The sequence below is a fragment of the Pseudomonas sp. GW822-FHT06B12 genome, from assembly GCF_058799675.1.
Map to the genome: position 1 here is coordinate 24,941 of NZ_JBXALR010000016.1, position 11,329 is coordinate 36,269.

The 11,329-nt window shown below is 59.9% G+C and carries 9 protein-coding genes; 7 read left to right on the plus strand and 2 right to left on the minus strand.

Annotation, left to right across the window (positions count from 1 at the left end; genetic code table 11):
* On the minus strand, positions 1 to 1,398 hold a 1,398-nt coding region (locus AC1RKH_RS25930), incomplete at its 3' end, for a retention module-containing protein (protein WP_493184054.1).
* Positions 1,399 to 1,757: 359 nt separating this feature from the next.
* On the opposite strand from AC1RKH_RS25930, the gene AC1RKH_RS25935 reads away from it, so the two are divergent.
* The 7 genes from AC1RKH_RS25935 to AC1RKH_RS25965 all read left to right on the plus strand — a co-directional run bounded on the left by AC1RKH_RS25935 (position 1,758) and on the right by AC1RKH_RS25965 (position 10,609).
* Positions 1,758 to 3,110, plus strand: a complete 1,353-nt coding sequence (locus AC1RKH_RS25935; protein WP_493064242.1) for a TolC family outer membrane protein — start codon at positions 1,758 to 1,760, stop codon at positions 3,108 to 3,110.
* 37 nt (positions 3,111 to 3,147) lie between these two features.
* Positions 3,148 to 5,304, plus strand: coding sequence for a type I secretion system permease/ATPase (locus tag AC1RKH_RS25940; RefSeq protein WP_493064241.1), 2,157 nt, complete (start codon positions 3,148 to 3,150; stop codon positions 5,302 to 5,304).
* Positions 5,294 to 6,661 carry an HlyD family type I secretion periplasmic adaptor subunit gene (locus tag AC1RKH_RS25945; RefSeq protein ID WP_123427382.1) on the plus strand — a complete coding sequence of 456 codons (1,368 nt, stop codon included), beginning with the start codon at positions 5,294 to 5,296 and terminating at the stop codon, positions 6,659 to 6,661. Before AC1RKH_RS25940 ends, AC1RKH_RS25945 begins: the two co-directional genes overlap by 11 nt.
* Positions 6,662 to 6,908: 247 nt before the next feature.
* The gene (locus AC1RKH_RS25950; RefSeq protein ID WP_493064240.1) at positions 6,909 to 7,805 is read left to right on the plus strand and encodes a TauD/TfdA dioxygenase family protein; all 897 of its coding nucleotides are present in this window, start codon (positions 6,909 to 6,911) and stop codon (positions 7,803 to 7,805) included.
* Between the two features lie 26 nt (positions 7,806 to 7,831).
* Entirely contained in the window at positions 7,832 to 8,857 is a 1,026-nt protein-coding gene (locus tag AC1RKH_RS25955; RefSeq protein WP_493064239.1) for an ABC transporter substrate-binding protein, read from the plus strand.
* A 5-nt stretch (positions 8,858 to 8,862) separates the two neighbouring features.
* Positions 8,863 to 9,723 carry an ABC transporter ATP-binding protein gene (locus AC1RKH_RS25960; protein WP_493064238.1) on the plus strand — a complete coding sequence of 287 codons (861 nt, stop codon included), beginning with the start codon at positions 8,863 to 8,865 and terminating at the stop codon, positions 9,721 to 9,723.
* A gap of 19 nt (positions 9,724 to 9,742) precedes the next feature.
* Complete coding sequence (locus AC1RKH_RS25965) at positions 9,743 to 10,609, plus strand: ABC transporter permease (protein ID WP_493064237.1); 867 nt, start codon at positions 9,743 to 9,745, stop codon at positions 10,607 to 10,609.
* A 1-nt stretch (position 10,610) separates the two neighbouring features.
* On the opposite strand, the gene AC1RKH_RS25970 is transcribed toward AC1RKH_RS25965, so the two are convergent.
* Complete coding sequence (locus AC1RKH_RS25970; protein WP_493064236.1) at positions 10,611 to 11,327, minus strand: DUF3142 domain-containing protein; 717 nt, start codon at positions 11,325 to 11,327, stop codon at positions 10,611 to 10,613.
* Positions 11,328 to 11,329: the final 2 nt, after the last annotated feature.

Genomic DNA, 11,329 nt, shown 5'->3' on the forward strand with positions numbered 1-11,329 from the left:
GGTCACCGCCGGAGTGGTGCTCGGGGTCAGTTGCTCGAAGTTGCCGCCCGTGGCGCTGTCGATGGTGGTGCTGACGGTGCTGCCATTTTTGTAGACGTCGTTGGCCGGGGTGTCGACCACCACGGAACCGGTGGTTTTGCCAGCCTCGATGTTGATCACCGCGCCGTTCGACAGCGTGACGGTCATGGCGGTGCCGGCCGGATTGCTCAGCGTCGCGGTGTAGGTGATCTGCCCGCCTTCAACCACTGAGCCAGTCGCCGTCAGGCTCAGCCCGGTGTTATCGATCGAGTCGGTAATCGTGGTGACCGCCGGGGTGGTGCTCGGGGTCAACTGCTCGAAATTGCCACCAGTAGCCCCGGTAATAGTAGTGCTGACGGTGCTGCCGTTTTTGTAAACATCATTCGCCGGAGTATCGATGCTTACCGTGCCAGTGGTTTTTCCGGCTTCGATGGTGATGGTCGAACCGTTGGACAGGGTCACGGTAACCGTTGTTTGCGCCGGGTTGGTCAAGGTCGCGGTGTAGGTGATCTGACCGCCTTCGGTGACAGTCGAGCCAGCCGTCAGGGTGACGGTGGTGGTATCAATCGTGTCAGTGACCTGTGTGACGGCCGGTGTCGGGTCGACGGTCAGCACCAGGCCGCCGCCACCTGTGGTCCCGGTGACGTTGACGGTAATCTGATGCGGGTCGTTGTAGACACTGTCATTCGGTGCCAGCGGAACATTGACGCTGCCACTGACCTGGCCGGCCGGGATGACGATGACCGAGCCATTGGACAGGGTGATGCTCAGGTCCGTCAGCGGCGCCCGCGTGACGTTCGCGGTGTAAACCAGCACGCCACCGGCTTCGGTGATGGTCGATGTAGCGCTGAGGGTCAGGGTCGAGCCAACCAGTACGTTGTTGCCGTTATTGGTGTTCTGGGCGCCAGTGGTGATGTCGGCGGCGGAAGTGCCCGCGCCAATACCCGCAGTCGGGAAACCAATGGTCGGGGCTACGCGGGCAGCTGTTGCATCCAGTGCCACGAAGCTGTGGCCACCACCAGCCGCGCCCCCCGAGCCTGTTACGGTCGGGCCCGCGGCGGCGGCTTCGATATCTGTGGTCGGGTCGGCGCCCGCAAGGATGGCTTGTTGCAGCTCTGCTACCGACGGCGCGGCTTGCGCGGTGGCTTGCGCCAGGTCAGTGCTGGAGTCCGGAGCGCTGCCGCTCCACTGGGTATCGCGGCCCAGGTCCAGCGTGCGGCCGTCGGCCAGTTCAAGCGTCACAGCGCCCGCCGGTCCGGTATCGAGCTGGTCGCCTGTGAACAGTCGGTCACCTTCAATCAGCACGCGTCTGATGCCCTCCGGGGACACCGCGAAAACTTGACCAACAATGCTTTTGACAATGGCAACAACACTGCTCATTGAAGACTCTCCAGATGTTCCGTTCAGTAGGCTTCCATAGACCTGAAAGGGCCGATTGCCGATTCAGTCTGGACGTACTTTAAAAGTGGGTGACGCATTAACTTGACGCTATTCATGTCAATAATTTGGCTGCATCTTTTCGCTATAAACTTTGTGCCAAACTATTGACCTTCTGGGTGCCATCCTAAACAATCGTCCCAGTAATGTCACATTGATATTTATGTGGCGCCCCCGTCCTCCAGTGTGTGACCCAATTCTGATTTTTAACGTTCTGACATGCGGTCATTCCGGTTGCCATTTTCCGTCGCAGCACAACGATCTGCTGTGATTCGAGACAAGAAGTCCTGGGAAATTCTTATATGCGTTCGCACCTCTTCAAGGCTCTACCCTTTGTCCTTGCCGCCAGTTTTGTACAAGCCCAAACCCTGCCTCAAGCCATGCAACAAGCGCTGGATGTCCACCCGGAAATCCAGGCTGGCGTGAACAGTCGCCTTTCCGCGGACTATCAGCTAAGAGCCGCCCAAGGCGGGTACTTGCCAAAGGTCGATCTGCTCGGGGGGTATGGTCGTGAAGGCACTGACAACCCGACGACTCGTGCTGGCGCCGGCAACAATCATTGGGAAACCTTGAACCGCGGCGAGTCGAGCCTGCGCTTGCAGCAAATGGTTTTTGACGGTTTTGCGACATCCAGCGAAGTCGGGCGTCAACAAGCCACCGTCAACTCCCGCGCCTACTCATTGTTGGGGACTTCCGAGCGCACTGCGCTGACCGTGGCCCAAGTTTACCTCGACGTGCTGACCCGCCGCGAATTCGTGCGCCTGGCCGAAGATAACCTGAAGAGCCACGAACGGATCTTTGACCAGATCAAACTGCGCACCTCGCGTGGCGTGGGCAGCGGTGCTGACCTCGATCAGGCCGAAGCGCGTATGGCCCAGGCCCGCAACAATCTGATCACCGAGCAGACCAACCTTGCAGATGCCGAGACGAACTTCCTTAGCGCAGTGGGGCAGATGCCGGATCAACTGGAGCGTCCGGCCCCTTTCCTTGCGCTGCTGCCGGCGAACCTGAATGAAGCCCGCCAGCAAATGCTCGAAAACAGCCCGGTACTGCGTTCCGCAGAGTCCGATATTGCCGCGGCCGAGAAGCAGTACGATGCCGCCAAGTCGACGTTCTACCCTCGTTTCGATGCCGAACTGGGCCGCACCGCCGACAATAATCTGGATGGTATGGCCGGCCATAACAATGAATGGCAGGCCATGCTGCGCATGCGCTTCAACCTGTATTCCGGCGGCAGCAACAAAGCTGATCTGGAATCCAAGTCTTATCTGTCAAACCAGGCGCTGGATATCCGCAACAACGCCTTGCGCGTGTTGAACGAAGAGTTGGGCCTGGCCTGGAATGCCCTGAACAACGCCAACGCCCAAGTGCCGATCGCTCAGCAATATGTCGATCGCAGCAGTGCCGTGCGCACCGCGTATCAGCAGCAGTTCAGCTTGGGCCAACGCACCTTGCTCGACTTGCTCGACAGCGAGAACGAACTGTTTACGGCTTCCCGTCGTCTGGCGGAAATCAAGAACATTCAGTTATTTACTCAATATCGAATCAAGGCGACCATGGGCGAGTTGCTCAAGAGCCAGGGAGTGGTCGCACCATTGGCCTCCGTCGTGTCGAACGATGTGAAGCCCAAAGTCCAACTCCCCGGCATGAATTGAGCAGATCCTTTTTAGTCGTTAGCCAAGAGTGTCGAGCGTGGAATCAGAAGCCAGTCGAGTTCATCTCCGTCATGATCCACGCGCGTTGCACGACGATCCGTTGCTCGACGGCCTGCTAGCCCTCTGCACTCTGCACCAGAAACCTGCGAGCGCGGCGATGCTGACCACCGGTCTGCCATTGCCCAAGCAGCGTCTCAGCGTCGAGCTGCTCCCTCGTGCAGCGGCCCGTGCCGGTCTGCAAGGGCGGGTGCTGCAGCGTAAGCTTGCGCAAATTCCGGCCATCGCCATGCCGGCGCTGCTGCTGCTTAAGGACGGCCGCAGTGCCGTGCTGCTGGGCTGGCTCGGCGACGACCAGGCGCGTCTGCTGCTCAGCGAAAGTGATGGTGGCGAAGTTCATGTCAGCCGTGAGCTGCTGGACGACGATTACACCGGGCAAGCATTTTTCGCCCAACCTCAACATAAATTCGATGTGAACCATGGCACGCTGATCCCGCGTGCGCGCTCCTGGTTCCGCGACACCCTCAAGCGTTCGCGCTGGCTGTATGCCGACGCCATCGCTGCCAGTTTCCTGATCAACATCATCGCCATGGCCGCACCGCTGTTCGTGATGAACGTCTATGACCGCGTGGTGCCAAACCAGGCCGAATCGACCTTGTGGGTGCTGGCCATCGGCATTACCGGGGCTTACCTGTTCGACCTGATCCTTAAAAGTCTGCGCAGTCTGTGCCTGGACCTGGCCGGCAAGAAAACCGACCTGATCATCTCCGCGACGCTGTTCGAGCGGATCGTCGGCATGGCCATGAAGTACCGCCCGGCGCGGGTCGGCAGCTTTGCCCAGAACATCCATGAGTTCCAGAGCCTGCGCGATTTCCTTGCCTCGCTGACCCTGACCAGTTTGATCGACCTGCCGTTCACCTTGCTGATTTTTCTGGTGATCGCTCTGCTGGGCGGGCATCTGGTGTGGATTCCGGTGCTGGCGTTCCCGCTTGCCCTACTGATCGGCTATGCCTTGCAGAAGCCGCTGGTGGCGACCATGGAGCGCACCATGGCGTTGGCCGCCGAGCGCCAGTCGAGCTTGATCGAGACCCTCGCCGGGCTTGATGCGGTCAAGGTCAACAACGCCGAAAGCGAGCGTCAGTATCAATGGGAGCAGACCATCGGCACGCTCAGCCGCCTCGAGCTGCGGGTGAAAATGCTCTCCGGTCTGGCGATGAACATCACCCTGCTGATCCAGCAATTGGCCGGAGTGATCATGATCGTCTTCGGCGTCTACCAGATCATTGCCGGCAACCTCAGCATGGGCGGTCTGATCGCCTGTTACATGCTCAGCGGTCGGGCCCTCAGCCCGCTGGCTTCGTTGTCCGGTCTGCTGACTCGTTATCAGCAGGCGCGGGTCACCATGACCTCGGTTGACCAGATGATGGAGTTGCCGCAAGAGCGCAACTTCGAAGAGCGCCCGCTGAGCCGTAAAGTCCTGCAGGGTGGCATCGAGTGCCGTCAATTGAGCTTCACCTACCCGGGTCAACAGAACCCGGCGCTGAAGAACATCAACCTGATCATCAAGCCGGGTGAAAAGATCGGCATCATCGGTCGCAGCGGCTCGGGCAAGAGCTCGCTGGCCAAATTGCTGGTCGGCCTCTATCAGCCGGACAACGGTGCGTTGCTGGTGGATGGCGTGGATATTCGCCAGATCGACGTCAGTGAACTGCGCCACAACATTGGCTACGTGCCGCAGGACATCCAGTTGCTCGCCGGCACTTTGCGCGACAACCTGGTGTCCGGCGCCCGCTACATGGAAGACGAGCTTGTTCTGCAGGCTGCTGAACTGGCCGGCGTGCACGAGTTCGCCCGTTTGCACCCGCAAGGGTACGAGTTGCAAGTCGGCGAGCGTGGGCAAAACCTCTCCGGCGGTCAGCGTCAGAACGTCGCTCTGGCCCGTGCCCTGCTGCTCAATCCACCGATTCTGCTGCTCGACGAACCGACCAGCGCCATGGATAACACCGGTGAAGAACGCTTGAAACAACGCCTGCAAGCCGTCGTAGAGAGCAAGACCGTGGTGCTGGTGACACACCGGGCCTCGTTGCTGTCGCTGGTCGATCGGTTGCTGGTGATCGATCGCGGGCAAATTCTGGCCGATGGTCCAAAAGCCGTGGTGATGGAAGCGTTGAAGAAGGGGCAGATCAGTGTTGCTTAAGTCCGGTATGCGTGACTCGATCCGTCGTTATTTCAAAGGCTCTGATTCGCTGAGTGGTCAGCCGTTGCCCGAGGTCAACAAGGCGTTGATCGAAGACGCCCCGCGGGTGGTTCGATTGACTATCTGGGCCATCATCGGCTTCTTTCTGTTCCTGCTGCTTTGGGCCAACTTTGCGGTGATCGATGAGGTCACCAAGGGCGATGGCAAGGCGATTCCGTCGTCCAAGCTTCAGAAAATCCAGAACCTGGAGGGCGGTATCGTCGCTGAACTCTTCGTTCGCGAAGGGCAGATCGTCGAAGCCGGCGCGCCGTTGATTCGTCTGGATGACACGCGTTTTGTGTCCAACGTTGGCGAAACCGAAGCCGACCGTCTGTCCATGTTGCTGCGCGTGGAGCGTTTGAGCGCGGAAGTCGACGACCGCCCGCTGGCGTTCCCTGACGACGTGATGAAAGCCGTGCCGGTACAGGCCGCCAGCGAGAAGTCGCTGTATGAAAGCCGTCGCCAGCAATTGCATGACGAGATTGGCGGGTTGCAGGAGCAGTTGATTCAACGTCAGCAAGAGCTGCGCGAATTCACTTCCAAACAGGCGCAGTACCGCAGCGGTCTGGCGTTGCAACGTCAGGAAATCAACATGTCGGAGCCGCTGGTGGCTCAGGGCGCGGTGTCGCCGGTGGAAGTGCTGCGACTCAAGCGCGCCGAAGTCGAAACCCGCGGCCAACTGGATGCCACCACGCTGGCGATCCCGCGTGCCGAGTCGGCGATCAAGGAAGTGCAGCGCAAGATCGACGAGACCCGTGGCAAGTTCCGCAGTGAGGCGCTGACTCAGCTCAACGAGGCTCGCACGGACTTGAACAAGGCCAAGGCGACCGGCAAGGCGCTGGAAGACCGCGTCAGTCGGACCCTGGTAACCTCGCCGGTACGCGGTATCGTCAAGCAGCTGCTGGTCAACACCATCGGTGGCGTGATCCAGCCCGGCAGTGACATGGTCGAAATCGTCCCGCTGGACGACACCTTGTTGGTGGAAGCGAAGATCCGTCCGCAAGACATCGCGTTTTTGCATCCGGGTCAGGAAGCCATCGTCAAGTTCACGGCCTATGACTACACCATCTATGGCGGGCTGAAAGCCAAGCTGGAACAGATCGGCGCCGACACCATCACCGACGAAGACAAGAAAACCACCTACTACGTGATCAAGCTTCGCACCGACCGCAGCCACTTGGGCACTGATGAAAAGCCCTTGTTGATCATTCCGGGCATGGTGGCTTCGGTGGACATTATTACCGGTAAGAAAACCATCCTCAGCTACCTGCTCAAGCCGATCATCAAGGCGCGGGCAGAGGCGTTGCACGAGCGTTAGTTTTCGGGTGGAACAGATGGCCTCATCGCGAGCTTGCTCGCGATGACGGCCTCAGCGGCGCGGCATTTCAAAAGCCATATCGTTATTCACTAACGGTATTTAAATTCTAGTTCTTATACCTATAAAGTCAGACCCCTGCGTACCCACCGACCAATCGGCGTGCCGCACGAAATGAACCCACACGGGACCTCCGTGAGTTTCTGATCGACGCGCACGCCATTGAGCGTGCTCTGCGTGGGAGTGATGTATGCCTGTACTGTCCGCTTTGCCAAGCGCCGCGACTCTCGCGCCGCAATCCTTCGAGATCCGCCCGTTCAGCGGTGCTGTTGGCGCTGAAATCATTGGCCTGAACCTGGCCTTGCCGGTCAACGACCAGGACTTCGCGCGCATCCATCGCGCACACCTGGATCACCACGTAGTGGTGTTTCGCGACCAGCGCATCAGCCCTGAACAACAGATCGCTTTCAGCCGCCGTTTTGGTGTGTTGCAGATTCACGTGCTCAAGCAATTTCTGCTGACCCATCACCCGGAAATCCTCATCGTTTCCAACATCATCGAAAACGGCCAGGCCATCGGCCTCGGTGACGCTGGCAAGTTCTGGCACTCCGACCTGTCCTATAAAGAACTGCCGAGCCTGGGCTCGATGCTCCACGCCCAGGAGTTGCCGTCCGAAGGCGGTGACACGTTGTTTGCCGACCTGCACAAAGCCTGGGACAACCTGCCTGAAGCGTTGCGCAAAGCGGTCGCAGGACGCTCTGCCGCGCACTCCTATACCGCACGCTACAGCGAGAGCAAATTCGAAGGCAACTGGCGCCCGACCTTGACCCCGGAGCAGCTCGCTCAGGTCAACGAAGTGGTGCATCCAGTGGTTCGCACTCACCCGGAAAACGGCCGCAAGGCACTGTTCGTCAGCGAGGGTTTCACCACCCGCATCATTGGTTTGCCGGAAGACGAAAGCCGGCAACTGCTGGCCGAGCTCTACGCCCACAGCGTGTTGCCGCAAAACATCTACCGCCATCAATGGCAGCCCCACGACCTGGTGTTCTGGGACAACCGCTCGCTGATTCACCTGGCCGCCGGTTGCCCGAGCCATCTGCGCCGCAAGCTCTACCGCACCACCATCCAGGGCGACGCGCCTTTCTGATCGGCTGCATTTCGGAGATACCTGCCATGTCCAAACGTATTCCATTCGCGCCACTGGCTGCCGCCATCGGTCTGGGTTTTAGCCTGCTCGCCGGGAGTCTGGCGGCGCCGACTGTGGCGCACGCCGAAGGTGAAATCCGCATCGCCGAGCAGTTCGGCATCGTTTACCTGTTGCTCAACGTGGTCCGTGACCAAAACCTGATCGAGAAGCACGGCAAGGAAGAGGGCATCGACATCAAGGTCGACTGGACTCAGCTCTCTGGCGGTGCGGCGGTCAACGACGCGTTGCTCTCGGGTTCCATCGACATTGCCGGTGCTGGCGTGGGCCCGTTGCTGACCATCTGGGACCGCACTCACGGCAAGCAAAACGTCAAAGCCGTGGCCTCGCTGGGCAACTTCCCGTACTACCTGGTGAGCAACAATCCGAAGGTCAAAACCATCGCCGATTTCACCGAGACGGATCGTATTGCGGTGCCGGCGGTTGGGGTCTCCGTGCAGTCGCGGTTCCTCCAATACGCGGCTGCCAAGCAGTGGGGTGACAAGGAATTCAATCGCCTCGACAAGTACACCATCGCCGTCCCTCACCCGGACGCCACGGCTGCATTGATCGCCGGTGGCACCGAACTGACCGGGCACTTCTCCAACCCGCCGTTCCAGGATCAGGCGCTGGAAAACCCCAACGTCCATGTGGTGCTCAACACCTATGACCTGCTGGGCCCGAACTCGCCGACCGTGCTGTTCGCCACCGAGAAATTCCGCAACGAGAACCCGAAAACCTACAAGGCCTTCATTGAGGCCCTGACCGAAGCTGCTGAATTCGCCCAGAACGACAAGGGCGCGGCGGCTGATACGTACCTGCGTGTGACCAAGGCAAAAATCGACCGTGCCGCGTTGCTGAAAATCATCGACAACCCGCAGTTCGAATTCAGCGTCACGCCGAAAAATACGTACCCGTTGGCCGAATTCCTCTACCGCGTCGGCGCGATCAAGAACAAGCCGGACTCGTGGAAGGATTACTTCTTCCAGGACGCCAAGCCGCTGCAAGGGAGCTGATCGCCATGAACGCCCCCTTGCAAGGCCACACGGCCAGCACCCCGATCGCCAGCACGCAGGCGTTGCTGGCGGTCGATCAGGTCAGCCTTGAATACCGCACGCCGCAACGCGTGGTGCGAGCGACGCATCAGATCAGTTTCGAGATCGATCCAGCCGATCGTTTTGTGCTACTTGGCCCGTCCGGCTGCGGCAAGTCGACCTTGCTCAAGGCCGTTGCGGGGTTCATTGCGCCCTGTGAAGGGCAGATCCGCCTGCAAGGGCAGGTCGTCAGTGCGCCGGGGCCTGACCGGATTGTGGTGTTCCAGGAATTCGATCAGCTGCCGCCGTGGAAAACCGTCAAACAGAACGTGATGTTCCCGCTGCTGGCGTCGAAAACCCTCAAGCGTCGCGAGGCTGAAGAGCGGGCGTTGCACTACCTCGACAAGGTCGGACTGGCGGCGTTTGCCGATGCCTATCCACACACCTTGTCCGGTGGCATGAAGGCGCGGGTGGCGATTGCCCGGGCCTTGGCCATGCAGCCGAAAATCCTGCTGATGGATGAACCATTCGCGGCGCTCGACGCGCTGACCCGGCGCAAGATGCAGGAGGAATTATTGCTGCTCTGGGAGGAGGTGCGTTTCACCCTGTTGTTCGTCACCCACTCCATCGAAGAGGCGCTGGTGGTGGGTAACCGGATCCTGTTGCTGTCGCCCCATCCGGGCCGGGTGCGGGCGGAAATCCACAGCCATCAATACGATTTGCACAGCCTTGGCGGCGTAGCGTTTCAGCAGTCGGCACGGCGCATTCATCGGCTGTTGTTCGATGAAGGCCAGTCTGCCGAGAACGAACTCGAACTGGATTTCAACGATATCCGCATCGCTTATTGAGCGGCTGGAGGAGTGCCCGATGAGCCATTCATCACCTGCGCGAAAAGAGTATGAGGTTGAGTTGCAGCCGCTGTCGAGCGTTGCGCTGGAGCGCGAATTGCCCCTTGGCCAGCGTCTTTGGCAGCAGGGTTGGTTGCGTAAAAGCCTGATCCTGATTTTGTTGGCGGTGCTGTGGGAAGCTGTTGCCCGCTATCAAAACAATGACCTGTTGCTGCCGAGCTTCCTGCAAACCAGCCATGCGCTGTACGACGGACTGCTCAGTGGAGAGTTATTGGGCAAGGTCGGGATTTCGCTGGTGGTGCTGCTCAAGGGGTATCTGATTGGCATCGTCCTGGCGTTTGCCTTGACCACGCTGGCGGTGTCGATCCAGTTCGGTCGCGACCTGTTGAGCACCCTGACCTCAATGTTCAACCCATTGCCGGCGATTGCCTTGTTGCCGTTGGCACTGCTGTGGTTCGGGTTGGGTCAGAACAGTCTGATTTTCGTACTGGTGCATTCGGTGCTCTGGGCTCTGGCCTTGAACACCTACGCCGGGTTTCTCGGCGTCTCGGAAACCTTGCGTATGGCCGGCCGGAACTATGGCCTGAAGGGCATCCGGTTTGTGCTGTTCATCCTGATTCCCGCCGCGTTGCCGTCGATCCTCGCCGGGCTGAAAATCGGTTGGGCTTTTGCCTGGCGCACACTGATCGCCGCCGAACTGGTGTTCGGCGCCACCAGTGGCAAGGGTGGTCTGGGCTGGTACATCTTCCAGAACCGCAACGAGTTGTACACCGACAAGGTGTTCGCCGGGCTGGCGGTGGTGATCCTCATCGGACTACTGGTGGAGAACCTGGTATTCGACACTCTGGAGCGAGTGACGGTGAAGCGTTGGGGGATGCAGCGCTAGGCTACCGATTCTGCAAAAACACCACATACCCACGAAACCACTCACTGTCCTTCAAATACCCCGGCTCCTCCCAATCCCCACCCTGAATCAGCCCGACCTTGAACGGCAAGCCGAGTCTATTGAGCCTTGGCAGGTAGGTGGCGTAGTTGGGGATGCTGTGGCGGCCCTGGTAGGTTTGCACCACCACTTCGTCGACCACGCCTTTGAGCTGGCCGATCACCTGCGGATCGGCGTGGCTGCTCCAGTCCATCAGGCCGGTGATGCTCAGGCGATAGTGGGCGGGCAGGCGTTGGCGCAGGTCTTTGAGGAAGCTGACGTATTCGTCGAGGTAGCGGGTGCGGGCGTCGAAGTCGATCTGGATACCGACCACCGGGTTGCCCGCCTGTTGCCAGCGCTGCACTTGCCCCAGCAATTGCTGATAGACCGGTTCCGGCCAGCGCAGGGTGTGGGCGCGGTAGGTCACCCAGACTTCGCCCTGAGTCAGGCGCGGGATGGCGATGCCTTGGGCGATGAAGCGCACACCACGCTGTGGCGTGCGGCGTGATTCGCTGATCTGTCCTTGCAGCACGTACAAGGTTTTCGCCTGGGCCAGCACCGGTTGCGTGTTGACTCCGCTCCACAGCCAAAAGGCGTTGTACTCGCGGGCGTCGACCACCGCAAAGGCCGGGGCGCTGACCAGCAGTGCGAGCAGCGCCAGGCCTTGCAGAAAATCCCTCATGG